We start from the raw sequence: 23,791 nt of genomic DNA, 5'->3' as shown, positions 1-23,791 counted from the left end.
CGAGCGCCCGGTCGCCCTCAGATGCCCTTGCTCATGAGGTGCGAGCGGAGCACGTCGGCGTCCTTGTTCGCGGTGCCCGTGTTCAGCAGGACGACGGTGTCGTCCTCGCCGAACGCGCCGTCGTCGGCGAGCGCGGACGCGCCCGAGGCCGCGGCCGCGCACGTCGCGCCCATCTCCAGGCCCTCGTGAGCCGCGACCGTCGTCGCGGCGTCCAGAATCTCCTCGTCGCTGGTCGCGACCGCGCCGCCGTCGCTCTCGCGGAGCGCGTCCAGAATCCACGGGCTCGCGCCCGGGTCGGGAATCTCGATGCCGCCACAGATAGTGTCCGGCGTGTCCCACGGCTCGTGGACGTCCCGGCCCTCCTGGAACGCGCGGACGATCGGCGCGCAGCCCTCCGCCTGCGCGGCGTACATCGCGGGAGTCTCGTCGGTCAGCCCGAGGTCGCGGAGCTCCTCGGCGGCCTTGTGCATCCCGACGAGGCCGACGCCGCCGCCGGTCGGGTAGACGACGTGGTCCGGGACCTCCCAGTCGAGCTGTTCGACCGTCTCGTAGTACATCGTCTTCTTGCCCTCGTGGCGGTACGGCGTCACGAACGTCTTCACCGAGTACCAGTCGTCGTGCTCGTCCATCGCGTCGTCGTAGGCGGCGCCCGCGTCGCCGATGCGGCCCTCGACGACCGTCATGTCGCCGCCGTGGACGTTCACCATCGCCTTGTTCGTGAACCCCGCGCGGGACGGCAGGAAGACGTGAGAGTCGATGCCCGCGCGGCCCGCGTACGCGGCCGCCGACTGCCCGGCGTTGCCCGCGGACGCGAGCGCAACGTCGCTGGCGCCGTGCTGGGCGGCTGCGGTCATCGCGACCGTCTGCCCGCGGTCCTTGAACGTCCCCGTCGGGTTGCGTCCCTCGTCCTTGAGGTAGACCGCGCCGACGCCCATCTCGTCGGCCAGCGTCGGGCACTCGACGAGCGCGGTCGCGCCCTCGCCCATCGACACGGCCGAGTCCCGCGCGAACGGCAGCAGCTCCTCGTAGCGCCACATCGAGTCGAAGGGCCGCGACTCGAACGTCTCCCGGGTGACGTCGAGGCTATCGTAGTCGTACGTCGGATCGAGGATACCGCCGCAGTCCGGACAGCGGTGGGTCGCTTCCTCCGGGTCGAACGTCTCCTCGCAGTCTACGCACCGAAGCCCCTCGAAGGCCGGCGTCGTCTCCATGCGTGGGCCTTCGCGGGGGGCGAGAAAAGCCCTGTCCCTTCCAGACTGGAGCCCATCGTTTCTTGGCGGCCGCGGGCGAACTCCCGCACATGACCGACTCCCGGGTGGTGGTCGTCGGCGGCGGGCTCGCGGGCCTCACAGCTGGGCGGAGGCTCGCCGCCGAGGGTTTCGACGTGACGCTGTTCGAGCGGCGCGAGGACGTCGGCGGGCGCGTGCGCTCGCGGCGCAGCGACGGCTACGTCTTCGACCGCGGGTTCCAGGTGCTGTTCACGGCCTACCCCGCGGCGAAGCGCGAACTCGACTTCGACGCGCTCGACCTGCGGGCGTTCTCCCCGGGCGCGACGATCTGTCGCGGCGACCGGCGCTCCGTGCTCGCGGACCCGCTGCGAGAGCCGACCGCGCTCGCGGAGTCCGTGCTCAACACGGAGGTCTCGACGACGGACAAGCTCCGCACGCTCCGCCTGCGCGCGGACCTCAAGGCGAAGTCCGTCGACGAGATCTTCGCCGAACCGGATGCGACTATCGAGCAGCACCTGTACGCGCGCGGGTTCTCCGAGCGCTACGTCGAGCGATTCGTCCGCCCGTTCTACGGCGGCATCACGCTCGACACCGGACTCGACACCTCCAAGCGCGTCTTCGAGTTCACGTTCAAGATGCTCTCCGAGGGGAAGACCGTCGTCCCCGCCGACGGGATGGGAACTATCACGCGCCAGCTCGCCGACCGCGCGGTCCGGCAGGACGCGCGCGTCGTCACCGAGACGCCAGTCGAACGCGTCGAGCCCGGGGACGGCTCCGTGTCGGTGCAGATTCCCGGCGAGACGGTCGAGGCTGGCGCCGTCGTGGTCGCCGCCGACCCGAAGTCGAGCCGGGAGCTCACGGACGTCGAGGCGGTTCCGACCGAGGGCCGCGGCTGCGTCACCCAGTACTTCGCGGTGCCGGCGGGCCACCCGCTCGCGGACAGCGACCGCATCCACCTGAACGCGGGCGGGGAGGTGCCGACGACGGTCGCGCCGCTATCCGGCGTCGCGCCCGAGTACGCGCCCGAGGGCCGTGCGCTCGTCGCCGCGACCACGGTCGGCCACGAGAGCGCCGGCGACGACGTGCGTCCGGAGTCCGACGGCGACCTCCAGACGCGAACGCGGGAGGCGCTCGCGGCGTGGTACCCGGCCGCGTCGCTCGGGGACTTCGAGTTGCTCCGTACTGACCGCCTCTCGTTCGCGCAGTTCGCCCAGCCGCCGGGCGTCCACGAGCGCCTGCCGGACGTCCGCGACCCGGACGGCGCCGTCTACCTCGCCGGCGACTACACCCACGACTCCTCCATCAACGGCGCGCTGGAGAGCGGCAAAGCGGCGGCGGACGCGGTCGCCGCGGACCTACAGTAGGCCGCGGAGCTCGCCGAGCGCGGGGAACGCCAGCGTCTCCCCCTCGCTGACGACCACGGGCCGGAAGCCGTCCGGGTCCGCGAGCATCGAGGACAGCGAGTCGTTGCGCTCCAGGCCGTTCACGAGCGTGCCCGCCGCGAGCCGCGTGAACGCGGGCAGCACGACCACGTCGCGGCCCTCGTGCTGGCGCGGGCCGTAGAGGAAACACGGGTGGCGGGTGCCCTCGATTTCGACCGCGGGGTGCTCGTGGCCCACGACGTAGCGCGCGCCGTCCACGGGCGGGTCGTCGTGGCCGTGCCAGACGACCGTGCCGTCCGCGAGTTCGGCGCACTCCTCGGCGTCGACGCCGACCGCGTCTGCCATCGTGTCGTGGTTCCCGCGCACGACGCGGAGGTCGGCGCCCGCGTCGGCCACGGCCGCCTCGATTGCCTCCACTGTCTCCTGGACGCCGTCCGGAACGCTCCCGCGGACGTGCAGGAGGTCGCCCGCGACGGCGACCGTCGACGGCTCGAACTGGGCGAGGAGGGCGTCGAGCCGTTCGAGGAGGTCCGCGCGCTCCCCCAGCGGGAGCTCGACCTGTGAAGCGGCGTCCCGGCCGACGTGGACGTCCGCGAGCACGAGCGCGTCCGCCTCCGGCAGGTACGCGGCGCGCTCGCCGAACGTCAGCCACGACGGAGTGTCGCTCACGCCACGGAGTCCGCGCTACTCGGGGTTAGGTCCAGCGGTCAGCGGACCGACACCGGGGCGGCTACTCGCCCCCCAGCGTGAGGTCCGCCCACGCGACCGACCCCTCGTCCACGATGTTCGCCGGATCGAGTTCGGGCGCGTCGAACACCTGCTGGACGTTCGGCGGGAGGTCCCCGGCGTCCGGCGCGGCGAACGCGTCGTCCTCGGCGTCGTCCTCCTCGGGGTCGAAGACGACGGCCCGCATCACCATCCCCAGTCCGAGGTGCGGGAGACAGAGGACGTCGTAGACGCCCCTCGTCTCGAACTGGTAGAGCCACGCTTCGCCGCCCACGATTGGCGGAGACGTGAACCCGGGGACGTCGTCGGGAATCCGCGTCGGGACCGACAACACGGGGTTGGTGTACTTCTCGTGGAACGCCGTCGCGGTGTGCTCGCCCGCCGTCGAGACGAACTTGACGACCGTCCCCGGGTCGAGTCGGACGCCGACGGGGTCGAAGTAGAACTCAAACGGGGCCGAGTCGCCGCTCGACGGGTCGGCCGGGAAGTTCTCGTGCGCGCCGTCCCCCTCTTCGGTGACCATCTCGACGACGTACTCGACACCGACGCTGTCGGTTTCGTCGGCCGCGAGCGGGTACCCCCACGTCGGGTCGACGAGGTCGTCGACGAGCGCGCTGTCGTCGGTTCCGTCCTCTTGACTCTCTTCGCCGCTGCTCGAACCGCCACCGTCTCCCTCGCCGTCGTCTTGCTGGGCGAGGGCGTTGCCGCCGGCGAACGCGCCGAGCGCGACGCCGCCGCCGGTGAGTTTGAGTACTGTTCGACGTGTCCAGTCTCCGAGCGTCCGGTCCGCGTCGCCAGTGGGTTCGTCGTGGTTTCGGGACATCCCGCTAGAACGTCGACCCCCGGCAAAAATGTTATTCGTCCTAAAATTCGGCAGGCGGGACGCCGACGGAAACGCGACTGCGAGTAACCTAATCAAACCCACACTTTCGGGCGGCGCTCCCGGTAACACAAGGAGCGAGGCGATTGCGTGACTGCGGCGTACAGGCCACACATTCCCAATTCACCGCCGATAGAAGGCGAGCATTTCTGACTGGCGGCCGTCAGGACTCCGAGTCACTACAGGTGACACGGCACCGCCCCCGTCACCAACTCCGACTGCGGCGCGTCAGCCGATGTACCGGAGGTCTTCCTCGCCGCCGGGGCTCGGGCTCTCCTCCATCTCGCGGAGGCGGCTGACGACCTCCTCCATCTCGTCGGCGCGGTCGTCGAGGGCCTCCTCGTCGAGGTCGAAGCCGAGCAGGTCCTCCAGGACGGCGAGCACGGCCTTCGCGGCCTTCGGGTCGACGAGGTAGCCCGACGTCTCGCCCATCAGGCACGCCGCGTCGAACCCGCGGCGGCCGCCGAGGCCGAGCAGGAGGCCGCTGGAGCCGACGATGCCGCCCGCGGGCTCCTCGCTGCGGAACTCCACGCCCGCTTCTTCGAGGCGGTCCTTGAGGTCGTCCTCGGAGACGGCGCCGATGACGTCGTGTTCCTCGACGAGCTCCCCCGTGGGAACGCCGCCGAGTGCGTACAGCTCGCTCGCGCCGAAGTCCTCCGCGACGTCGAGGAACGCCTCGCTGACGCGGTAGTGGCCGACGTTGTCCTGGGCCTGGTGGTTCCCGGTGAGCACGAGCAGGTCCCGGCCCTCCGTGTCGACGGCGTGAATCTCGGCGTGCGCGAGCGCCGCGACGCTGTCGTCGCCCACGGTGACCTGCGGCGGGAAGTGCTCGCTGTGCACGCGCGCGACGAGTTCGCTGTCGGCCTCCTCGACGACGTGCTCGGCGACGAGCTTCCCGACGTGCCCGACGCCGGGCAGACCCTCGACGAACACGGGGTCGTCCAGCTCCGGCTCTGACTCCCACGCGATGTCGATTTCGTCCATAACCCTAGGGGCGGCTGCGCTCCTTAAGAGCGCGTCGGTACCGCCCGTGGGGGTCCTCGGGGTCGAACGGCGCCGGCGCGCTGTTGACGGCGTCGGCTCCGCAGTCGGGACACTCCGCAGAAAGCGTGTACACCGGGCGGTCGTGGCGCTCGCGCCACGCCGAACACACCCGGATGTCTGACTTCATTCCTCGTCGAGCTGGCGCTCGCGGTGGAAGTTCCCGTCGCCGCCCTGCGCGTCGATCTCCTCGACCGCGCGGGCGCCGGCGGCCTCAAGCTGGTCCTCGGCGGTCTTGTAGTTCGGCGCCTGCACCCGAATCCGGTACTCGGGCGCGCCGACGTACGTCACGTCGAGGTCGGCCTCGTCGGGCACCTCGCCGTTGCCCTCGGCGGCCTGTAGCGCCTCCTTCACGTCGTCGACGCCGTCCGAATCGGGCGACGTCAGCGTCACGTACCCCGTGACGGTGACGTACGGCACGGAGACGTTGTCGCGGGCCGTCTCGACGATGGCTTCCTGCTCGTCGTCGTCGAGGTCCGTCGATTCGAGGGCCTCGTACCCGTGAATCGCCGCCTGCTCGAACCCCTCGTAGAGGGTGCCGAACTCCGAGAGCAGCTCGTTGGCGATGCGGCGGAACTGGTCGTCGGCCATGTCCTCGCCGAACGCCAGCGTCAGCCACTTGTCGGCCTTCTGCTCGTTCTTCCAGTCCTGAATCGCGTCCGAGCGCTGGTGGTCGTTGACGTCCTTCAGCGAGAGGTCGATCTGCTGGGCGGACTCGTCGACGTCCAGCACCTTCGCGACGACGGTCTGGTCCTCGTTGACGTGGTCGCGAACGTTCTTGATCCAGCCGCTGGCCACTTCGCTGACGTGCACGAGGCCGCGCTTGTCCTCGTACTCTTCGAGGTCGACGAACACGCCGAAGTCCTCGATGTCGTCGACCTTGCCGACGACGAGTTCGCCCTCCTCGGGCCAGCCGACGTACTTCATCTCGCCTCGACGGTCTCGACGACCTCGCCCGTGAACTCCGCCTCACCGCCGGTCGGACGCGCGAGCGTCGTTCCGCAGACGGCGCAGGCGACCTCCGAGGAGGCCTTCCCGAAGACGACCTGTTCGTTCTCGCAGTCCGGACACTCGACCTTGAAGAATCCTCCCGCCATCGTTAGTCCTGAAGGGTGAGACGGCCGGTGCGCCATCCCTCGCGGAGGTGGGCGTTACCGCACTCGTTGCAGCGGTACTTGAGGTCCGTCTTCTTCGTCGGCTTGTTGCCGACCGGGACCTTCGAGAAGCGGCCGTGGTTCCCGATGGTGCCGTTCGCGCGCTTCGTGCGGCGAGCGTCCCACTTCATGCCGGACGAGCGGCCGGTGCGGACCTTCTCGACCTCGATCTGGTTGTGTTCGTCACAGTGCGGGCAGTAGCTGTTGAATCGGCGTGGCATCTCCATAGGCTAAATCAGCTCTGTTGTCTCTCGCTTACACGCGGTCGCTTAAAATCCGTTTGGTTTCGCGGACGGGACATCCCATCCCGCGTACAGGTTTTTGGCGGCCGTCGACGACGAGCCGCTGTGATCCGGCGTCGCACACTCGCCCTCTACGCAGTTGCGCTGGCTGTCACACTCACGCTCGTCGCCGGGCTGCTCGCCGCACACGTCCGGACGTTCGCCGTCGTCGCCCCGCTCGCCGGCGTGCTGGCTCGGCGCAGCCCTCGACGCGAGCGGGTGACAGACGGCAGCGCTATCTCCGGCGGTCACTCCTCGTCGGGCCAGCGCTCGGGCTTTCCGGGGAAGTCGACGAACGCGTCGAGCTTCTCGCGCGCGTCCTCGTGGACGTGACTTCCGTGGAAGACGAGTCCGACGTCGAAGTCGTACGCTTGCAGCCGTTCGAGGTTGCGTTCGGCGGCGCGCAGGTCGTTCGAGTAGATACCCTCCACGAGCACGAAGTAGCCCGCGGGGAGGCCCCGCCAATCGGCGCCGATGGCGGCGTCGCCCAGAATCGCGACCGCTCTCGACTCGTCGACGAGCGCGTAGTTGTCGCACGTGTGACCCGGGACGTGCACCGCCTCGAACGGACCGACGCTGTCACCGTGGCCGTACCGCCGGTCGGGCTCGTTCTCGAAGTCGTGCGTGGACTCCGCCGGCAGGTACGTCTCCAGGCCGAAGCGGTCGACGACGGCGTCGACGCCGCCGCTGTGATCCGGGTGGGCGTGCGTGACGACTAGCCGGTCCGGTGCCACACCGAGGGCGTCGAGGGAGTCGAACAGCGCGTCCGTCGTCCGGTCGAACCCGCAGTCCACGAGCGTCGGCGTCGCGCCGTCGACGAGGAACGCCCGATAGCGCGCGTCGCCGCGTTCGAGCGTGAGGTCGTAGACGTCCGGCGCAACCTCCCGAATACCGTCGGTCACGAAGACCCCCGGAGCGAGCCGCCGCTGGTCGGACGGGTCGCCGTCGGTCCGATACCGGGATTCGACGGTGGCGCGCCGGCGTGGTGGTGCGTGGGTGTCACGGCTACGCGTTCCTCGTTCGGCGGGGATACGTATAAGCGGGGACTCCCGGACGACGCGTCCGGTCGGCGAACGGTGAGGCACACGGCGACGAACGATGTCGACGCCGGCTTCGGGAGAGCCGTCGCGACGCCCCGCTTCGAAGCGTTTAATCCGCTACTCTCCGAACCCGCAGCCATGAAGCGCCTCATCATCCACGGGGACCCCGGCGTGCGCCGCGACGGCATCATCGAGTACGACGGCGAGGAGAAACACCTCTTCCAGGTGACCCGGAACGGCGACTGGCACGGCCCCGACGAGGTGCAGCTGTGGTGTGTCATCGGCGACGAGGACGAATTCGAGGACTACGAGAAGCGCAACTTCGTCCCGCACTGGCTCGACGTCGAAACCGCGGACGCCGAGGACATCGAAGTCGTCAAGCGCGCCGGCGACCTCGCGGTTTAGCTCTCCTGCTCGACGAGTTCCGACTGCTCGACCTCGTAGACGGTGACGTTCTCGTTCGAGAACGCGACGCTGATTCCCGGTTCTTCCTCGCTGACGCGGACGTCGTAGCGGTCGGTCTCTATCGGTCCGACCCAGACGTAGCGCACGTCGTGCTTCCGGAGGACGACGGCCCGCGAGACCGGGTCGTCCGTCTCGTAGACGACGCGGACGTCGTTGACCCGAGTCTCGTAGGCCGCCTGGCTGTGGTAGTTGGCGGCGTGGGACCAGCCCGCGACGGTCGGAATCCCGGTGAGACTCGACGCGGGGTTCTGCCACGAGTACGGCGACCCGGGCGCGGAGACGATGTGGGGCTGGTCCGGCCTGTCGTTCAGCCACTCGATAGCGGCGCCCTCGTCGGGGCGCTCGTCGTCGACGTGCTCGAAGGCGTCGAGCGTCGCGTCGTCCGCGCTGTTCGCGTGCGCCGCGAGCGCCAGCCCGCCGTAGACGGACGCCGACACGACGAGGACGACGGCGAGCGCCGCGCCGCCCACGGAGCGCAGGCGTGACGCGTCCGGCGTCCGCGAAGCGAGCACCGCGAGCGCGACGCCCGCGGGCACAGACCAGAGCGCCCACACCTGCGCGTACACCTTGAAGATCGTGTTGAAGCGCTCGTAGGACGCCGCGTCAGCGATGTAGACGTACTCCACGAGGACGACGAGCCCGGTGCCAGCGACCACGAGCACGCCCTCGAAGCCGACGGCGTCGCGTCGCCGTAACAGCCACGCGCCCGCGAGCAGCGGCCCCGCGAGCAGCACCGCGACGATTCCCACGCGGACGCCCGCGATCACGGGGTCGAACGTCGCCGCGAACAGCACCAGCGCGACGGCAGCCAGCCCCGCGGCCGCCCAGTCCGAGCCGTCGCGGGCGACCCGGGAGACGAGGTACGCGCCGAACGAGACGAGGAACAGACCGTGCACGAGCAGGAACGCGCCGAGCTTCGTCGGCGCGGGGAACGCCGCCGGGTGCTGGTTGCTCGCGCCCGACAGCAGGACGGACCGGACGAACGGCCACGCCACGGCGAGCCCCAGCACGGCGACGACGACCGCAGCCACGACCGCCAGCAGCACGCGCTGGAGTTCCTGGACCGCGGAATTCGACCGCTCCGCGCGTGTCGCGACGGACTCCGGGAGCAGCGTCCGCGGGTCGGCGTCCGCGAGCGCGACGCTCAGCATCGCCACGCCCGCGACCGCGGGGAAGCTCCACGTGTTCACCGTCAGAATCGCGGCCGCCGTCACCGGGAAGCCGCCGAACAGCAGCGCCAGCCGCCGGCGCCGCTCGGTGGCGGGCGTCCGCGCGTACGCCAGCCCGACCCCGACGGCGAGGAACAGCACCGCGACGCTCATCATGTGCGCGTGCAGGTCGCCGTTCAGGTACGCGAACAGCGGGAACTCGTTGATGCCCGTCTCCACCACGCGGCTCGCGTGCCACATGTCGAACTCCTCGACCGAAATCGCGGGCGCGAGGTCGGACTTGATGCCCGCAGCCGCGACCGCGCGCCGCACCACGTCGAACGTCCCGGCGAGCAGGCGAACGGGCGTCACGAGGTTGCTCGCGAACCCGTAGACGAACGCCGCCAGAATCCCCGCCCGGACGCGAGTCGACCCGGTCAGGACGGCCGCCGCGAACGCCGCCGGCGCGGCGACGTAGTACCACGGCACGCCCAGCGCGACCAGCAGCACCGCGAACGCGACGCCCGCGACACCGAGCGCCGTCGAGTTCTCCACGGGGTCGGCGTCGAACCGGCCCGCGGTAATCGTGCTCGCGAGCCCGTACGCCGCCGTCACCGCCATCGCGTAGAACCCCGCGAGCGCCGGGTCGTACGCGTACCGCCCGCTCGTCCCGGACACGAGTGCGAGCATCGCGGCCATCAGGTGGCCGCCGTAGTAGTACACCACGCGCTCGCCCGCGAACCAGAAGTCCTGCGGCGGCAGCCGGTCGGCCCGCAGCAGGCTCTGCAACAGCCCGAAGTCGAGGAACTTCTCCCCGCCGTACGGGTGGACGCCGTCGGCGGCCGCACGAATCGCTACCAGGAACAGGAACGCCGCAGTGAACACCGCGACGACCTCCGCGAGCGGGCGCGTCGGCACGTCGACGCCGCCGCGCGCCAGCCACGCCGACGCCGCGACCAGTGCGACCGCGACACCGACGACTACCCACAGGCCGAACGCCAACTGACCGACCCACAGCGTCGGCACCGCGAGCAACACCACCGCCGTCGGCACCGCCAGCGACGCCCCGCGGTCCGGCGCGTCCGGCAGCAGCCGCGCCGCGAACGGCAGCCCGACGACCAGCAGCGCCTGGTAGAGCAGCCACCACTTCAGGACGACGCCGTACTCCATCGGTGCAACCGTGCGTGGCCGCCGCCAAACGCTTTCGGGTTCCGTTCGCTCACAGTAACTCACGAGACGCGTCGCACGGAGGCGACGCTACGAGAGGTGAGTATCAGAGGAGTAGCGGGAAGTGGATTTGAACCACCGATCTCCGGGTTATGAGCCCGGCGGAATCTCCTGGCTATCCCATCCCGCTGCGATTCATCGTAGCCCGGTGTCGCAGTTAAGGGTTCTGTTTCGGACGCCGTGTGGGAGTTCCCGCCAATTACGCGTCGAGTTCGTCGAGCAGCGTCTCGGCGGCCGCGCTGGAGGACTCGGGGCCCCGCGCGGTCACGAGGTCACCGTCGACGGTGACGCTCGTGTCGGCGTCGAGTTCGGCGTCCCAGTTGCCGCCCGCGGCCTCGACCTCGTCGGCGACCCAGTACGGGAGCTTGCGGCCGTCGGGCATCCGGTCGTGGTCGTCGACGATGCCTTCCTCCCACTCGTTCGGGAAGCCGGTGACGTCGCGGCCGTCGACGAGGAAGCCGCCGTCGCTGTCCCGCGTGAACGCGAGGATACCGGCCGCGTGACAGACGACCAGCGCCTTCTCGCTGTCGCCCTCCACGGCGTTCCGGAGGAGACGGCGGGCGTCGACGTCCTGATTGACGTCCCACTCGGTGCCGTGGCCGCCCGGGAACACGACGGTGTCGTAGTCCGCGGCCTCGACCTCGGTGACGGAGACCGGGTCGTTGAGGCGCTCGTCGTTCTCGTGGACGTCTCGTACCCACTCGGCGGTCTCCTCGCCGACGTTCTCGGGGTCCGCCGAGCGCTCGTCGAGCACCGGCGGCGACCCGCTCGGCGTCGCGACCGTGATGTCGAAGCCCTCGCTGTCGAGGGTGGTGAGCGGCTCGACGCACTCCTCTCCCCAGTAGCCTTCTTCGCTGACGACGAATAGTGCAGACGGCATGTTCGGGTGAACGCGCGGCAGGGGGAAAAGGCCTCTTCCGTCCGCGAGTTCCGCCGGGTGTCTACCCGTCGCCGTGCTCGTCGACGATGACGACGTCGCCGTCCTGCACGTCGACGTTGATGAGCGTCTTCACGTCGACGCCGCTCTCCTCGAGCTCGTTCGGGCCGGTCTTCTTGATGACCGCGACGACGTCGGCGACGTCCGCGCCGATGTCGTCGAGGGCAGTCGTAATCGACAGCAGCGTCCCGCCCGTCGAGAGCACGTCGTCGAGGACGAGCACGCGGTCGCCCTCGCTGACGTCGTTGATGTACATCTCGTTCTCGGAGTAGCCGGTCTCCTGGTGGAGGCCGACTTCGCCGGGGAGGCCGTACTCGCGCTTGCGGATGACGACCAGCGGGATGTCGGTCATCAGCGAGACCGCAGTAGAGATGTGGATGCCCATCGCGGCGGGCGTCACGATCTTGTCGACGTCTTCGAGCTCGGCCTTCCGGATGATGCGGATGACGATCTCCCGGAGGAGGCCGGGTTCGAGCACCGGGACGCCGTCGCTGATTGGGTGGACGAAGTAGTGGTACCCGTCTTTCTCGATGATGGGCGCGTCGAGCAGCGACTGCTTGAGCCTATCCATGCAGGAAGTACTTGCGCCGCGAATAAAAGGTGACGGAACGAGGCCGACGACGCGAACGCAGACGGGGAACGAGGGGGCCGCGCTTACAGCAGGAGCGCGAGCGCGACGGCGACGACGACGACCACGAGCAGGATGCTCGCGCTCATGTCCGCGCGCAGGGAGACGCGGTCGCTCTCGGCGAGTCGCCCGACGACGGCGTCCGGAGCCTTGGCCGCCGCGACCGACGCCTTCGATGCGCGCACGACCGCGCGGTCGACGGCGGCGTACAGTTCGGTGACGCCGACGACGAAGTACCGCGTGCCGTAGAAGAGCACGGGGTTGTACAGGCGGTCGACGTCGGGGACGCGGCCAATCTTCTTCAGCGGCTTCTTGAGGATGGCGAAGCCGATGACCCCGGCCGCCGCGAGGCCGAAGCCCTCCTGGAGGTGGCCGACGGTGAACACGTGGAAGTCGAGTTCGGCGCCGAACGGCACGACGGCGAACATCGCGGGCGGGTAGACGCCGAACAACACGCAGAGCGCGGACAGAGAGAGCATCGCGACGCTCTGCCCGCGGTTCGCGTCGAGCACGTCGCCGTCGTACTCACCGTGGAGGAACGCGTAGTAGCCGAACTTGATGAAGGAGAGGAACGTGCCGACGCCGCCCGCCAGCAGCAGGTACCACAGGATATCGATGTGCTTGTAGTGGGCGGCTGCGATGACCATCCCCTTCGAGACGAAGCCGTTGAACCCGGGGAAGCCGGCGATGGACAGCGCGGCGATGGCGAACGCCAGCGTCGTGACGGGCATCTCGCTGGCGAGCCCGCCGACCTTCTTCAGGCTCTCCTCGCCGGTGCGGTAGATGACCACGCCGGCGATCATGAACAGCAGGCTCTTGTAGAGGAAGTTGTTGAACACGTGGCCGAACGCGCCGGCGGTCGCGAGCGCGCCGCTGAGGCCGACGCCGGCGACCATGTAGCCGGCCTGGGATTGGATGTGGTAGGACAGCAGCCGGCGCATGTCGTTCTGGAGGAGCGCCATCGTCGCGCCGAAGACGGCCATCGCGCCGCCCATGAACGCGATGGCGATGTGGCCGTCGGGGAACGCCCGATAGAGCCCGTAGACGGCCGTCTTCGTGGTGAAGACGCTGAGGAAGACGCTCGCGGCGATGTGGGGCCGCGGGTACGTGTCGGGGATCCACGCGTGCAGCCCGACGAACCCGCCGTTGATGCCGATGCCGACGACGGCGAGCAGCGGCGCGACGGCGCCCGCCATCCCCGCGGCCTCGGGGCCGCCGGGGACCGAGGCGAACAGGAACGTCCCGGTCTCGACGAAGTGCCAGACGATGGCGGCGAGCAGCAGCGTGCCGCTGATGCCGTGCGCGAGCGCGTACCGGAAGCCCGCGCGGACCGCGAGGCCCCCGTGGTGCCAGACGAGCAGCGTGCTGGTGACGGCCATCAGCTCCCAGAAGAAGATGAGCGTGAGCCAGTCGCCGCCGAAGACGGCGCCGGCGCTGGTGCCGACGTAGCCGAGCGCGTACGCGGTCTGCATCGCGTCGGCGTCGCTGGCGTACGAGTACAGCGCGCCCGCGGAGCCGATGACGCCGTACGACAGCCCCATGATGCGGGAGAACGCGTCGACGTTGAACAGGTACGCGTCGAACCCGAACAGCTGGACCGGGAAGTACGCGCCCTCGGGCACGAGCCAGACGTACGGGATGATGGCAACGGTCGCGAGCACGCCGAACGCGTGGCCGGCGCGGCGCCCGACGATGGGCAGCAGAATCGCCGCCAGCAGGATGGGGACGAACGGCGGGACGATGGGGGCCATCAGCCCGCCACCCCCATGGCCGTGGCCGTCGAAACCGCTTCACGCACGATCTGCAGGAACACGGCGGCGTCCGGCACGACGCCGAGCGCGACGGAGCCCGCGGCCGCGAACAGGATCGGCCCGAGCATGAACCACGTCGACTCCGCGCCGTTCGCCGCGCGGCGTTCGAACGGGCCGTGGTCGTCGGCGTGCCCGCCGTCCGTGCGTGCCCCGCGGGCGAACCGGCCGCCGAACACGCCCGAGACGAGCGGTTTCTCGTCGGAGTCTTCGGCCGTCTCGAAGAACGCGGTGTAGACGACCGGCCAGAAGTACGCGATGTTGAGCACCCCGGACAGCAGCAGCGCGGTCGTGAACACGACGTCGCCGGTGGCGACGGTGCCGATGAGCAGGTAGTACTTGCTCACGAACCCGGCGACCATCGGGATGCCGGCCATGCCGGCGGCGGCGACGGCGAACGCGCCCATCGTGAGCGGCATCCGGCGGCCGATGCCCGCCATGTCCGAGATGTCGTCGGTGTGGGTCTCGACGTGAATCGCGCCCGCGCAGAAGAACAGGGTGAGTTTCATGAAGGCGTGCGCGGGGATGTGCAGGAGCCCGCCGATGAGCGCCCAGCGTGCGGCGTCGCCGCCCGCCGCGGAGGCGCCGACGGCGACACCGAGCACGATGTAGGATAGCTGGCTCACCGTCGAGAACGCGAGCCGGCGTTTGAGGTTGTCCTGTCGGAGCGCGATGACGCTCGCGGTGACGAGCGTGAACGCGGCGACCACCGCCAGTAGAGTGCCGACGTCGAGGGCTGCGACGAGGTCGATGCCGAACACGTCCAGCAGGACGCGCGCGACGCCGAACACGCCGGACTTGACGACCGCGACCGCGTGCAGCAGCCCGGAGACGGGCGTCGGCGCGACCATCGCGTCGGGCAGCCACGAGTGCAGCGGCATCAGCGCCGCCTTCACGCCGAACCCGGTGACGAGCAGCGCGAACGCCGCGCGGGCGAGCGTCGGGTCCGCGTTCGCGAGTGCGGCGATGCCGCCCGCGGTGAACGTCGTCGTCCCGGTGAGGTAGACGACCAGCAGCGTGCCCGCGAGCACGGCGACGCCGCCGCCGAACGTGTACGCGAGGTACTTGCGGCCGGCGGCGCGCGCCTCGTCGGTGCCGTCGTGGGCGACCAGCGGGTACGTCGCGACCGTCAGCAGCTCGTAGAACACGTAGAGGACGACGAGGTTCGACGCGAACGCGACCCCCACGGCGGAGGAGACGCTGGCGGCGAACGCCGCGAAGTACCGCGTCTGGTGGCCCTCGTCGAGCCCGCGCATGTAGCCGATGCTGTAGAAGCTCGTGACCACCCACAGGGTGCTCGCGAGGAACGCGAACAGCAGGCCGAGGGCGTCCGCGCGCAGCGTGAACTCGACGTACGGGACGAACTGCCCGAGTTTGGTGGCGTAGACGTCGCCGGCGAGGACGGCGGGCACCATGCTCGCCACCAGCCCGAACTTCGCCAGCGCCGCCAGCACGGTCCACGCCTCGCGGACGTTCGGGCGGTCGCGGGACGCCAGAATCGGGACGACCGCGACGGCCGACACGAGCACCGCAGCGAGTGGCCGGATGGAAGTGATTTCAGTCATGAGAGGAGTGCCTCGATGGTTGGTTGGAGGTGTTCACCGTAGCCGAAGACCGCGAATCCGAGCGCCACCGCGAGCACGGCCGCGGCGACGACGGACACGTACATCCCCGCGGAGACGCTTTCGGGCGTCTCCGCGCCGCCGTCCGCGACCGGTTCGGCCGCGGGGTCGACGCTCGGCTCGCGGAAGAACATGCGCTCGACGAGCCGCGCGAAGTACGCGAGCGTGAGCAGCGTGCTCGCGACGATGACCGCGAGCAGCGCCCACGAGCCGGACTCGGCGGCGCCGACCGCGATGTACCACTTGCCGGCGAACCCGATGGTCGGCGGGACGCCCACCATCGCGAACGCGAGCACGGCGAACGCGCCCGCGCCGACCGGCGATTTCTGGACGAGACCCTCGAACTCGTCGACGCGGCGCGCGCCGGTCTCGGAGGCGAGCAGCCCCGCGGTGAGGAACAGCCCGCCCTTCATGATGGCGTGGCCGACGAGGTGGACGACCGCGCCCGTGAGCGCGGTGACGTTCCCGATGGCGATGCCGGCGACGACCAGCCCGAACTGGGAGACCGAGGAGTACGCGAGCATCCGCTTGACCTCGGACTGGGAGACCGCCAGCAGGCTGCCGACGACGATGCTGACCGTCGCGCCCGCGACGAGGATGGCGGTCCCGAGCTCGTTGGCGTCGACGAAGCCGGCGCCGAAGACGGTGTAGACGATGCGCAGCAGCGCGTACGCCGCGACCGTGGAGACGAGCGCGGAGATGAACGCGCTCACGCTGTCCGGCGCGCCGGCGTACGCGTCGGGCTGCCACGTGTGCAGCGGGAACACGGCGACCTTGATGAACAGGCCGACGACGATGAGCGCGAACGCGCCGTGGACGAGCACGGGGTCGGCGTCGCCGAGCTTCGACCCAATGTCGACCATGTTCAGCGTGCCGGTGTCGATGTACGCGTACCCGATGCCGAGCAGGAACAGGGACGCGCCGACCGTGCCGACGAGCAGGTACTTCAGCGCCGCGAGCGCCGACCGCCCGCGGTCGCCGCTGGCGACGAGCACGTACGCCGCCAGCCCCGTGATCTCGAGGAAGACGTACATGTTGAACAGGTCGCCGGTGACGCTCATCCCGCTCAGCCCGGCGACCAGCAGCAGGTACACCGCGTAGAACGGGTTCCCCCGCGGGCCGGCCCTGCGGGCGTACGCGAGCACGCCCAGCGAGACGACCGCGACGAGCGCGAGCATCGTCGCGGTGAGGCCGTCGACGACGAGCTCGATGCCGTACGGCACCTCGAAGCCGCCGACGACGTACCGGATGGTGCCCTCGGAGAACGCGATAGCCGCGAGCTGGAGAGCGATTGCGAGCTGGGCGACGGACGCGACGAGCGCGACCGCCCACCCGCTGCGCGAGCGCACGAGCCCCGCGAGCAGCGCGACTACGGACGCGAGGATGGGGACGGCGACCGTGAGGGGGGCGAGGTCACTCACTGCCACGCACCTCCTCGATGGTGTCCTCGGTGAGCGTGCCGTACTCCGCGTAGATGCGGACGATCATCCCGAGCGCGACCGCCGTCAGCGCCACGCCGACGACGATAGCGGTGAGGATGAGTACGTGCGGCAGCGGGCTGACGAACGGCTCGCTGCCCGTCAGCACGGGCGACGTGCCGCCCTCCACGTACGCCGACGCGATGAAGAACAGGAAGATGCCCGTCTGGAAGAGGTTCATGCCGATGACTTTCTTCACGAGGTTCTGGGACGCGATCATCACGTACGTCCCGATGCCGAGCAGCAGGAACGCCGCGAAGTAGTAGTCGCGAGTGACGAGTATGTCTATCATTCGTTGTCACCTCCCTCCTTGCCGGCGTCGATGGCGAAGAAGAGGCCGGTGATGGTGCTGGCGACGATGACGCCGATGAACAGTTCGACCGCTTCGATGCCGTACTTGCTGTCGTGGTGGAAGCCGAACGCGAGGTACTCGAGGAACGCGCCGTCGAACGGCGGGAGCATCGTCGCGAACCCGATTGCGAGGAACGCGCCGACGCCCAGCGAGACGATGACGACGAGCGTCGCCGGGCGAACCCACTCGCGGAGCGGGTCGATGCCGAACGCGATGCCGAGCATCAACATCACGGTGGCGACGACGACGCCGCCCTGGAACCCGCCGCCGGAGGAGTCGGCGCCGTGGAACATCAGGTAGAGGCCGTACGTGAACACGAACGGCGCGACGACGCGCACCGTCGCCATGATGATCGGGCTCTCGACGTACGAGCCGCGGTCGTCGACGGTGTCCAGGTTCTCCGCTTCGGCGTCGCTCATGCGAACACCTCCCTGCCGAGGACGACCAGCAGGCCGACGCCGGCGGAGTAGACGACGACCGCCTCCCCGAGGGTGTCGAACCCGCGGTAGCTCGCGAGCACCGCGGTGACGGCGTTCTGCACGCCGGCTTCCTCGTACGCGTTCGCGAGGTAGTACTGCGTCACCTCCGAGGTGATGACGGTGGAGTTCGGGTCGCCGACCGCGGGGAGCGCGCCGAGCGTGGTCGCGAGCACCGCGACCAGGAGTACCGAGACGCCGAGCGCCGGCCAGTGTAGCCGTTCGAGCACGCGGTCGCCCGACGGCCGCACCGTCTTCGCGATGGTCAACAGGAAGAGGACGGTGGTGACGCCGGCGCCGACCGCGGCCTCGGTGAGCGCGACGTCGGGCGCCTGCAGGACGACCCAGACGACGGCGATGGCGAGGCTGTACGTCGCGAACGCGATGATGGCGCCGAGGACGTCACGGAGGACGGCGGTCGCGAGCGCGGTGCCGAGCACGAACGCCAGCAGCGGGAGTTCGACGTTCATTCGGCACCCCCCTCGTCGTCGGTGGTCCACGGGTCGATGCCCTGGTCGGCGGCGGCCCGCGCGATGGCGTGGGCCGCGGTCGGGTTCGTGATGAACATGAAGACGAGGAGCAGCGCGGCTTTCACGCTGGAGAGGTCGGCGCCGAACGTGAGCGCGACCGCGGCGAGCGTGAGTGCGGCGCCGAGCGTGTCGCTCTTCGAGGCGGCGTGGGTGCGCGTGTAGACGTCGGGCAGCCGGAGCAGCCCGACGGCCGCGACGAGGGTGAAGAACACGCCGCCCGCGACGAGCGCGAGCACGGCGATCTCCAGCGGCGTCACAGCACACCACCCCGCTCGACGGTGAACTTCGAGATGGCGATGCTCATCAGGAAGTTCAGCAGCGCGTACACGATGGCGATGTCGAGCATCGACGGGCTATCGGTCGCCGCGGCGAGGACCGCGATGATGACGACGATGTTCGTCCCGATGGCGTTCACCGCGATGACCCGGTCCTGCATCGTCGGGCCGCGCACGACGCGGTAGACGACGACCAGCGAGAGCACGAGGAACGCCGCGACGCCGCCGAACAGGATTTCGTTGACGAGCGTCACGCGTTCTCACCCTCAGTGTCGTCGGCGGTTTCGCCGCGCTCGGCGGGGCTGGCGAGGCGCATGGCGCTCCGGCCGTAGAAGACGAACCGGACCGCGCGTTCGAGCGCGCCGTCGAGCAGGTCCTCGCGGGCCCCCTTCGTGAGGCTGTGGACCGTGAAGTGGCGCTGCGTGACGTCGACGGTGAGCGTCCCGGGCGTGAGCGTGATGCTGTTCGCGAGCGTCGCCGCGGGGAGCTCCGACCACACCGCGGCGTCGAACTCCACCATCCGCGGGTCGATGGGGAGCTTCGGGTGGAGGACGACGCGGGCGATGTCGATGTTCGCCTTCGCGATCTCCCACAGCAGGTACGGGGCGTACACCGCGAGCCGGGCGACCCGGCCGGCGATCCGTCGCGGGTCGACGCGGCCGCGCGTGGCGATGTGCCAGAGGATTGCCGAGACGACACCCGCGCTGATGGCGCCGGTCGCGAGGTCGAACGTCGAGAGCGTCCCCGACACGAGCAGGTAGAACGCGTACGTCGAACAGAACAGCAGAACGAACTGGCCGAGGCCGGCGGCCCGCGTGAGCGGGCTGCGGCGGGTCGGCCGCTCGACGGGCGCGAGGTCGACGTCGAGCCCGGCGGCCTCGAGTTCGCGCTCCAGCGGCGGGAGCAGCGGCGCCATCCCGAGCGGGTTGTACTCGGGGTCGAGGACGACCGTGTCGACGCCGTGTGCGTCGGCGTAGTCGACGAGCACGTCCGCGTAGTCGCTGGGGTTGAAGAGGTACTCGTCACGGCCCACGGTCGCCGTCCGGACGTCGACCGCGCTGGCCTCCTCGGAGAGGTCCTCCTCGACCCACACCTCGATGCGTTCGAGGAGGTCCTCGCCCTCGGCGGTCTCGGCGTGGTCGTCGCCGGTGTCGAAGCGCTCTGAGACCGGGTAGACGAAGTGCAGCGTCGGCCGTCCCGGCGCGTCGGCCGCGCGCTCGGCGACGTACGCGACCGTCTTCCGGACCGTCACCGAGTCGCCGACCGGAACGAGCAGGTCGCCGTCGCCCATCAGGTCACCCCCCGTGGTTCGCGCCACGGCGCCGTCCGCGGCCGCGTAGCTATCGTCATTTTCGTGTTCGGCGAGTGGGTTCGCCGTATGATGATACCTTCGGTTTGCGGTGGTGCTACCGGCGAAACCGTCCGGTGGCTGTCAGTCGAGGGCGGCGAGGTCGTCGGCGATTCGCAGGCCGAGCGCGCGCTTGCTGCCGACGAACTCGGTGGCGTCCTCGCGGGTGACGAACAGCACGCGAGTGTCCGCGTCGCCCATCACGCTGGCGTCGTTCGCGACGACGAACGAGAGGTCGACGCGTTCGAGCGTCTCGCGCGCGGCGTCGACCATCGCGGCGTCGTCCCCCGAGGTCTCGGCCTTGAACCCGACGATGGGGAGGTCGGGGTGGTCGTCCCGGAGTTCGTCGATGAGTTTCGGCGTCGGCTCCAGGTCGAGCGTGAGCTCCTGCCCGGAGCGGATCTTCTCGTCGCTGGCGTCCACGGTGTAGTCGCTGACGGCGGCCGCCGAAACCAGGGCGTCGGCGTCAGCGCACGCCTCCCGGGTCGCCGCCAGCATCTCCTCGGCGGTCTCGACCTCGACGGTGTCCGCGTACGGGACGTTGCCGCCGTCGTGGACGAGCGTGACGTCGGCACCGCGGACGTAACAGCCCGCGGCGATGGCGCGCCCCGTCCGGCCCGACGCGCGGTTCGTGAGCACGCGCACGGGGTCGATCGGCTCGCTGGTCGCGCCGCTAGTGACGACCACGTGCTCGCCGTCGAGCGGCGTCTCGCCGGCGGCCCGCGCGGTGTCGAGGACGATGGCTTCCTCGGTCGCGATTTTCGCTTTCCCCTCCTCGACGCGCGGGTCGACGAAGTCGACGCCCCACGACTCCACGCGCTCGATGGCGTCCAGAACCCCGGGGTGGTCGTACATCGGCTCGTGCATCGCGGGCGCGATTACGACGGGCACGTCGGCGCCGAGCGCGGTCGTCGCGCACGTCGTCACGGGCGTGTCGTCGATCGCGCCCGCGATCTTCCCGACCGTGTTCGCGGTCGCCGGCGCGACGAGGAAGACGTCCGCCCAGCCGTCGCGGCCGCAGAGCTCGACGTGCTCGACGCTACCCGTAATCTCGGTGACGACGGGGTTGTCCGTCGCGAACTCGACCGCCCACGGATGGACGATGCCCCGCGCGCTCTCGGTCGTCACGGCCCGCACGCTCGCGCCGCGGCGGCGGAGCTCGTGGGCGAGTTCCACGACCTTCACCGCCGCGATGCTGCCCGTGACCCCGAGGGCGACGTTCACTCCGGAGAGCATTCACCGAGGGTTCGCGCTCCCGACTATAAATAGGCTGGTCAGTCGTCGTCCGCGACGCTCGGGTGCATCGTCGGCGGCTCCGCGGGCGAGAGCGCGGCGAGCGCTTCGAGGCTCTCCCGCTCGCGCTCGCGGCGTTCGTCCTCGTCGATCTCCTCGCACCCCGGCGGCACGTCGCGGTCGCGGCCTGTGAAGTAGCCCTCCGGGGCGACCCAGTCGTGGTAGAACGCGACGTCGCTGTCCTCGACGACCGTGAGCCCCACAGTAGCGCCGTGGCCGGCCGCGACGACGGTCTGGTGGTACTGCCGGGCGACGCGGCCGGCGGCGTAGACGCCGTCGACGTCCGTGCGCCCGAACTCGTCGACGTCGAGCATCGTCTTCGACCCGCGGTCGATGCGGGACAGCTCGAACCCGTCGAGATAGGTGATGTCGGGCCACGACGCCGCGACGACGAAGTCCGCGGTGGCAGCGCCCGCGGCGTCCGTCTCGACGCGGAATTCGTCGTCGGCCTCCTCGACGCGTTCGACGTTCGCCTCGACGAACTCCACGCCCGCCTCCTCGGCCTGCTGGCGCGTCGCGTCGAGGAACGTCCGGGCGTTCACGCCCGCGGGGAAGCCGGGGACGTTCTCCAGGTGGGCGTTGCGCGCGAGAATCGGCTCGCCGGCGTCGTAGACAGTCGTGTCGAGGCCGGCGCGTGCGGTGTAGATGGCGGCGGTCAGGCCCGCGGGCCCGCCACCGACCACGGCGACGTTCTCCGTCATGGCCGGCGGTTAGCGCCGGACCGTTACAAACGCCGCGGTCCATCCGTCGCCTCAGTAGACATTTCCCGCTGTGTGTCGAAGGCGGGGTGTGAACACGGTCGAAGTGAGCACGGACGTCCGCGTGCCGCCCGAGGAAGCGTACGCGTTCGTCGCGGGCTTCCCGCGGTACGCCAAGTACTCCGAGTACCTGGAGTCCGTCACCCAGCACGGCGAGGGCGGCTCGGGCACGGAGTACGAGCTGACGTTCGCGTGGTGGAAACTGTCGCACACGGTCCGCTCGCGCGTGACCGACACCGAGGAACCGGAGCGAATCGACTGGGAGCTCGTGGACGGCATCGACGCCCACGGCCGCTGGGAGGTCGCCGAGACCGACGAGGGCTCGCGGGTGACGTTCGTCGTCACGTACGACAAGGGGAGTGCGAAGGGCGTACTCAACCTGCCCGCGCTCGTGTCGCTGGAGATGGTGGTCGACAAGGTCGTCGACAAGGTAATCGAGGAGGGCGAGCGCGTCGTCGAGCGCGTCGTCGCCGACCTGGAGGGCGAACGCCGGCCGGTCGAACTCGACGTCGAAACCTACTGACCGGCAACGTTTATCCGGCGGCGAGTGAACTCGCGTCTATGACACGACGCGACGGAAGTGTGGGGAGGTGCTCGGGGCAGTGACCGACGAACCGCTCTCGGTAGGGATGCTCGGGTACGGGTTCATGGGGGACGCGCACGCGAACGCGCTCCGCACGCTCCCGCAGTTCTTCCCGGACGCCCCCGAGGTCTCGCTGGACGTGCTCGTCGGCCGGAACGAGACGGCCGCCCGAGAGGCCGCCGACCGCCTCGGCTTCGACCGCGTGGCGACGGACTGGCGGGACGCAATCGACGACGTGGACGTCTTCTACAACCTCGGCCCGAACAGCGTCCACGTGGAGCCCTCCGTCGCGGCGCTCGACGCGGGCGTCCACGTGCTCTGCGAGAAGCCGCTCGCGCCGACCGTCGAGGGCGCCGAGCGGATGGTTGAGGCGGCCGCCGACAGCGACGCCGTCGCCGCCACCGGCTTCAACTACCGGTTCGTGCCCGCGATTCAGTACGCCAAACAGCTCGTCGAAGACGGCGCACTCGGCGAGATACGCCACGTGCGATTCCGCTACCTCCAGGACTGGCTGACGGACGCGGACGCGCCGTGGACGTGGCGGCTGGACGCCGACTCCGCAGGGTCGGGCGCGCTCGGCGACCTCGGCGCGCACAGCTTCGACCTCGCGCGCTTCCTCGTCGGCGACGTCGAGGCCGTCAGCGGCCACCGCGAGACGTTCGTCGACGAGCGCGTCCCCGAGGGCGAGAGCGAGCCGCGCCCAGTCACCGTCGACGACGCGTTCGCCGCGCACGCGGAGTTCGCGAACGGCGCGATGGGGACGTTCGAGGCGACGCGGTACGCGGCCGGCCGGAAGAACGGGCACACGTTCGAAATCGACGGCTCCGACGGCGCGGTGCGTTTCGACCTGGAGCGGCTCAACGAACTGGAGGTCCACCGCGGTGACGGCCGCGGGTTCGAGCGCGTGCTCGTCACCGACGACGACGACCCCTACGGCGAGCACTGGTGGCCGGCCGGTCACGTGCTCGGCTGGGAGCACACGTTCGTCCACGAGAACAGCGAGTTCCTGTCCGCTATCGTGGGCGACGGCGAGTTCGCGCCCGACTTCGCGGACGGCCTCGCGGCCCAGCGGCTGCTGGACGCCGTCGAGCGCAGCGACGACCGCCGCGAGTGGGTGACGGTCTGAGAAG

At 70.1% G+C, this 23,791-nt stretch carries 28 protein-coding genes and 1 tRNA gene; 4 read left to right on the top strand and 25 right to left on the bottom strand.

Features of this window, described 5'->3' with window-relative positions; genetic code table 11:
- Window positions 1-17: 17 nt before the first annotated feature.
- Complete coding sequence (locus tag G9C83_RS05255) at window positions 18-1,211, bottom strand: threonine synthase (RefSeq protein ID WP_167245048.1); 1,194 nt, start codon at window positions 1,209-1,211, stop codon at window positions 18-20.
- Between the two features lie 89 nt (window positions 1,212-1,300).
- On the opposite strand from G9C83_RS05255, the gene G9C83_RS05250 reads away from it, so the two are divergent.
- A complete protein-coding gene (locus G9C83_RS05250) occupies window positions 1,301-2,593 on the top strand; it encodes an NAD(P)/FAD-dependent oxidoreductase (RefSeq protein WP_167245047.1) in 1,293 nt (430 codons plus the stop codon).
- Here G9C83_RS05250 and G9C83_RS05245 read toward each other — a convergent pair.
- The 9 genes from G9C83_RS05245 to G9C83_RS05205 all read right to left on the bottom strand — a co-directional run bounded on the left by G9C83_RS05245 (window position 2,585) and on the right by G9C83_RS05205 (window position 7,595).
- A complete protein-coding gene (locus tag G9C83_RS05245) occupies window positions 2,585-3,280 on the bottom strand; it encodes a metallophosphoesterase (RefSeq protein WP_167245046.1) in 696 nt (231 codons plus the stop codon). The two genes, G9C83_RS05250 and G9C83_RS05245, sit on opposite strands and share 9 nt — an antisense overlap.
- A gap of 61 nt (window positions 3,281-3,341) precedes the next feature.
- Window positions 3,342-4,160 (bottom strand): plastocyanin/azurin family copper-binding protein, encoded by an 819-nt coding sequence (locus G9C83_RS05240; RefSeq protein WP_167245045.1) that lies wholly within the window; start codon window positions 4,158-4,160, stop codon window positions 3,342-3,344.
- Between the two features lie 285 nt (window positions 4,161-4,445).
- Window positions 4,446-5,201: a proteasome assembly chaperone family protein gene (locus tag G9C83_RS05235; RefSeq protein WP_167245044.1), complete on the bottom strand. Its 756-nt coding sequence runs from the start codon at window positions 5,199-5,201 to the stop codon at window positions 4,446-4,448.
- 4 nt (window positions 5,202-5,205) lie between these two features.
- Complete coding sequence (locus tag G9C83_RS05230) at window positions 5,206-5,388, bottom strand: RNA-protein complex protein Nop10 (RefSeq protein WP_059056254.1); 183 nt, start codon at window positions 5,386-5,388, stop codon at window positions 5,206-5,208.
- On the bottom strand, window positions 5,385-6,185 hold the full coding sequence (locus G9C83_RS05225; RefSeq protein ID WP_167245043.1) for a translation initiation factor IF-2 subunit alpha: 801 nt from the start codon (window positions 6,183-6,185) through the stop codon (window positions 5,385-5,387). Before G9C83_RS05225 ends, G9C83_RS05230 begins: the two co-directional genes overlap by 4 nt.
- On the bottom strand, window positions 6,182-6,355 hold the full coding sequence (locus G9C83_RS05220) for a 30S ribosomal protein S27e (RefSeq protein ID WP_159527421.1): 174 nt from the start codon (window positions 6,353-6,355) through the stop codon (window positions 6,182-6,184). Before G9C83_RS05220 ends, G9C83_RS05225 begins: the two co-directional genes overlap by 4 nt.
- Before the next feature lie 2 nt (window positions 6,356-6,357).
- Complete coding sequence (locus tag G9C83_RS05215) at window positions 6,358-6,639, bottom strand: 50S ribosomal protein L44e (RefSeq protein ID WP_167245042.1); 282 nt, start codon at window positions 6,637-6,639, stop codon at window positions 6,358-6,360.
- A gap of 42 nt (window positions 6,640-6,681) precedes the next feature.
- Entirely contained in the window at window positions 6,682-6,945 is a 264-nt protein-coding gene (locus G9C83_RS05210) for a hypothetical protein (RefSeq protein ID WP_167245041.1), read from the bottom strand.
- Entirely contained in the window at window positions 6,942-7,595 is a 654-nt protein-coding gene (locus tag G9C83_RS05205; protein WP_347877777.1) for an MBL fold metallo-hydrolase, read from the bottom strand. The genes G9C83_RS05210 and G9C83_RS05205 overlap by 4 nt, the downstream gene beginning before the upstream one ends.
- Window positions 7,596-7,871: 276 nt before the next feature.
- On the opposite strand from G9C83_RS05205, the gene G9C83_RS05200 reads away from it, so the two are divergent.
- On the top strand, window positions 7,872-8,138 hold the full coding sequence (locus tag G9C83_RS05200) for an HAH_0734 family protein (RefSeq protein ID WP_167245040.1): 267 nt from the start codon (window positions 7,872-7,874) through the stop codon (window positions 8,136-8,138).
- Here G9C83_RS05200 and G9C83_RS05195 read toward each other — a convergent pair.
- The 15 genes from G9C83_RS05195 to G9C83_RS05125 all read right to left on the bottom strand — a co-directional run bounded on the left by G9C83_RS05195 (window position 8,135) and on the right by G9C83_RS05125 (window position 22,021).
- Entirely contained in the window at window positions 8,135-10,516 is a 2,382-nt protein-coding gene (locus tag G9C83_RS05195) for a DUF2298 domain-containing protein (RefSeq protein ID WP_167245039.1), read from the bottom strand. The two genes, G9C83_RS05200 and G9C83_RS05195, sit on opposite strands and share 4 nt — an antisense overlap.
- Window positions 10,517-10,628: 112 nt before the next feature.
- Window positions 10,629-10,703, bottom strand: a tRNA-Met gene (locus G9C83_RS05190).
- Window positions 10,704-10,772: 69 nt separating this feature from the next.
- Complete coding sequence (locus G9C83_RS05185; protein WP_167245038.1) at window positions 10,773-11,453, bottom strand: type 1 glutamine amidotransferase domain-containing protein; 681 nt, start codon at window positions 11,451-11,453, stop codon at window positions 10,773-10,775.
- 61 nt (window positions 11,454-11,514) lie between these two features.
- Window positions 11,515-12,081 carry a hypoxanthine/guanine phosphoribosyltransferase gene (gene hpt, locus G9C83_RS05180; RefSeq protein ID WP_167245037.1) on the bottom strand — a complete coding sequence of 189 codons (567 nt, stop codon included), beginning with the start codon at window positions 12,079-12,081 and terminating at the stop codon, window positions 11,515-11,517.
- A gap of 83 nt (window positions 12,082-12,164) precedes the next feature.
- The gene (locus G9C83_RS05175) at window positions 12,165-13,889 is read right to left on the bottom strand and encodes a Na(+)/H(+) antiporter subunit D (RefSeq protein ID WP_167245036.1); all 1,725 of its coding nucleotides are present in this window, start codon (window positions 13,887-13,889) and stop codon (window positions 12,165-12,167) included.
- Complete coding sequence (locus tag G9C83_RS05170; RefSeq protein ID WP_167245035.1) at window positions 13,889-15,511, bottom strand: proton-conducting transporter membrane subunit; 1,623 nt, start codon at window positions 15,509-15,511, stop codon at window positions 13,889-13,891. The genes G9C83_RS05175 and G9C83_RS05170 overlap by 1 nt, the downstream gene beginning before the upstream one ends.
- A complete protein-coding gene (locus G9C83_RS05165) occupies window positions 15,508-16,989 on the bottom strand; it encodes a monovalent cation/H+ antiporter subunit D family protein (protein WP_167245034.1) in 1,482 nt (493 codons plus the stop codon). Before G9C83_RS05165 ends, G9C83_RS05170 begins: the two co-directional genes overlap by 4 nt.
- The gene (locus G9C83_RS05160) at window positions 16,982-17,338 is read right to left on the bottom strand and encodes a cation:proton antiporter subunit C (protein ID WP_167245033.1); all 357 of its coding nucleotides are present in this window, start codon (window positions 17,336-17,338) and stop codon (window positions 16,982-16,984) included. Before G9C83_RS05160 ends, G9C83_RS05165 begins: the two co-directional genes overlap by 8 nt.
- Complete coding sequence (locus G9C83_RS05155; protein ID WP_167245032.1) at window positions 17,335-17,817, bottom strand: MnhB domain-containing protein; 483 nt, start codon at window positions 17,815-17,817, stop codon at window positions 17,335-17,337. The genes G9C83_RS05160 and G9C83_RS05155 overlap by 4 nt, the downstream gene beginning before the upstream one ends.
- Window positions 17,814-18,344: a DUF4040 domain-containing protein gene (locus tag G9C83_RS05150; protein WP_167245031.1), complete on the bottom strand. Its 531-nt coding sequence runs from the start codon at window positions 18,342-18,344 to the stop codon at window positions 17,814-17,816. The genes G9C83_RS05155 and G9C83_RS05150 overlap by 4 nt, the downstream gene beginning before the upstream one ends.
- Entirely contained in the window at window positions 18,341-18,661 is a 321-nt protein-coding gene (gene mnhG, locus G9C83_RS05145; protein ID WP_167245030.1) for a monovalent cation/H(+) antiporter subunit G, read from the bottom strand. Before mnhG ends, G9C83_RS05150 begins: the two co-directional genes overlap by 4 nt.
- Window positions 18,658-18,933 (bottom strand): cation:proton antiporter, encoded by a 276-nt coding sequence (locus G9C83_RS05140; protein WP_167245029.1) that lies wholly within the window; start codon window positions 18,931-18,933, stop codon window positions 18,658-18,660. The genes mnhG and G9C83_RS05140 overlap by 4 nt, the downstream gene beginning before the upstream one ends.
- Window positions 18,930-19,970: a monovalent cation/H+ antiporter subunit E gene (locus G9C83_RS05135; RefSeq protein WP_167245028.1), complete on the bottom strand. Its 1,041-nt coding sequence runs from the start codon at window positions 19,968-19,970 to the stop codon at window positions 18,930-18,932. Before G9C83_RS05135 ends, G9C83_RS05140 begins: the two co-directional genes overlap by 4 nt.
- Before the next feature lie 141 nt (window positions 19,971-20,111).
- The gene (coaBC, locus tag G9C83_RS05130; RefSeq protein ID WP_167245027.1) at window positions 20,112-21,263 is read right to left on the bottom strand and encodes a bifunctional phosphopantothenoylcysteine decarboxylase/phosphopantothenate--cysteine ligase CoaBC; all 1,152 of its coding nucleotides are present in this window, start codon (window positions 21,261-21,263) and stop codon (window positions 20,112-20,114) included.
- A 38-nt stretch (window positions 21,264-21,301) separates the two neighbouring features.
- The gene (locus G9C83_RS05125) at window positions 21,302-22,021 is read right to left on the bottom strand and encodes an NAD(P)/FAD-dependent oxidoreductase (protein ID WP_167245026.1); all 720 of its coding nucleotides are present in this window, start codon (window positions 22,019-22,021) and stop codon (window positions 21,302-21,304) included.
- Window positions 22,022-22,109: 88 nt separating this feature from the next.
- Here G9C83_RS05125 and G9C83_RS05120 point away from each other — a divergent pair, with 88 nt between their 5' ends.
- Both G9C83_RS05120 and G9C83_RS05115 read left to right on the top strand, forming a co-directional pair.
- Window positions 22,110-22,601, top strand: coding sequence for an SRPBCC family protein (locus G9C83_RS05120; protein WP_167245025.1), 492 nt, complete (start codon window positions 22,110-22,112; stop codon window positions 22,599-22,601).
- A 106-nt stretch (window positions 22,602-22,707) separates the two neighbouring features.
- Window positions 22,708-23,787: a Gfo/Idh/MocA family oxidoreductase gene (locus G9C83_RS05115; protein WP_167245689.1), complete on the top strand. Its 1,080-nt coding sequence runs from the start codon at window positions 22,708-22,710 to the stop codon at window positions 23,785-23,787.
- Window positions 23,788-23,791: the final 4 nt, after the last annotated feature.

This window comes from Halobacterium sp. R2-5 (genome assembly GCF_011734195.1).
In the GTDB taxonomy this organism is placed as follows: Archaea; Halobacteriota; Halobacteria; order Halobacteriales; family Halobacteriaceae; genus Halobacterium.
This window is presented reverse-complemented; position numbering and strand designations above follow the sequence as displayed.

What these genes read in the sequence shown, in the direction of transcription:
- G9C83_RS05230 (WP_059056254.1), bottom strand. Translation starts at nt 5,388, where the DNA reads ATGAAGTCAGACATCCGGGTGTGTTCGGCGTGGCGCGAGCGCCACGAC.
- G9C83_RS05195 (WP_167245039.1), bottom strand. Translation starts at nt 10,516, where the DNA reads ATGGAGTACGGCGTCGTCCTGAAGTGGTGGCTGCTCTACCAGGCGCTG.
- G9C83_RS05160 (WP_167245033.1), bottom strand. Translation starts at nt 17,338, where the DNA reads ATGATAGACATACTCGTCACTCGCGACTACTACTTCGCGGCGTTCCTG.
- G9C83_RS05225 (WP_167245043.1), bottom strand. Translation starts at nt 6,185, where the DNA reads ATGAAGTACGTCGGCTGGCCCGAGGAGGGCGAACTCGTCGTCGGCAAG.
- G9C83_RS05150 (WP_167245031.1), bottom strand. Translation starts at nt 18,344, where the DNA reads ATGAACGTCGAACTCCCGCTGCTGGCGTTCGTGCTCGGCACCGCGCTC.
- G9C83_RS05135 (WP_167245028.1), bottom strand. Translation starts at nt 19,970, where the DNA reads ATGGGCGACGGCGACCTGCTCGTTCCGGTCGGCGACTCGGTGACGGTC.
- G9C83_RS05170 (WP_167245035.1), bottom strand. Translation starts at nt 15,511, where the DNA reads ATGACTGAAATCACTTCCATCCGGCCACTCGCTGCGGTGCTCGTGTCG.
- G9C83_RS05215 (WP_167245042.1), bottom strand. Translation starts at nt 6,639, where the DNA reads ATGGAGATGCCACGCCGATTCAACAGCTACTGCCCGCACTGTGACGAA.
- G9C83_RS05155 (WP_167245032.1), bottom strand. Translation starts at nt 17,817, where the DNA reads ATGAGCGACGCCGAAGCGGAGAACCTGGACACCGTCGACGACCGCGGC.
- G9C83_RS05255 (WP_167245048.1), bottom strand. Translation starts at nt 1,211, where the DNA reads ATGGAGACGACGCCGGCCTTCGAGGGGCTTCGGTGCGTAGACTGCGAG.
- G9C83_RS05220 (WP_159527421.1), bottom strand. Translation starts at nt 6,355, where the DNA reads ATGGCGGGAGGATTCTTCAAGGTCGAGTGTCCGGACTGCGAGAACGAA.
- G9C83_RS05185 (WP_167245038.1), bottom strand. Translation starts at nt 11,453, where the DNA reads ATGCCGTCTGCACTATTCGTCGTCAGCGAAGAAGGCTACTGGGGAGAG.
- G9C83_RS05240 (WP_167245045.1), bottom strand. Translation starts at nt 4,160, where the DNA reads ATGTCCCGAAACCACGACGAACCCACTGGCGACGCGGACCGGACGCTC.
- G9C83_RS05200 (WP_167245040.1), top strand. Translation starts at nt 7,872, where the DNA reads ATGAAGCGCCTCATCATCCACGGGGACCCCGGCGTGCGCCGCGACGGC.
- hpt (WP_167245037.1), bottom strand. Translation starts at nt 12,081, where the DNA reads ATGGATAGGCTCAAGCAGTCGCTGCTCGACGCGCCCATCATCGAGAAA.
- G9C83_RS05235 (WP_167245044.1), bottom strand. Translation starts at nt 5,201, where the DNA reads ATGGACGAAATCGACATCGCGTGGGAGTCAGAGCCGGAGCTGGACGAC.
- coaBC (WP_167245027.1), bottom strand. Translation starts at nt 21,263, where the DNA reads ATGCTCTCCGGAGTGAACGTCGCCCTCGGGGTCACGGGCAGCATCGCG.
- G9C83_RS05250 (WP_167245047.1), top strand. Translation starts at nt 1,301, where the DNA reads ATGACCGACTCCCGGGTGGTGGTCGTCGGCGGCGGGCTCGCGGGCCTC.
- G9C83_RS05175 (WP_167245036.1), bottom strand. Translation starts at nt 13,889, where the DNA reads ATGGCCCCCATCGTCCCGCCGTTCGTCCCCATCCTGCTGGCGGCGATT.
- G9C83_RS05115 (WP_167245689.1), top strand. Translation starts at nt 22,708, where the DNA reads ATGCTCGGGTACGGGTTCATGGGGGACGCGCACGCGAACGCGCTCCGC.
- G9C83_RS05125 (WP_167245026.1), bottom strand. Translation starts at nt 22,021, where the DNA reads ATGACGGAGAACGTCGCCGTGGTCGGTGGCGGGCCCGCGGGCCTGACC.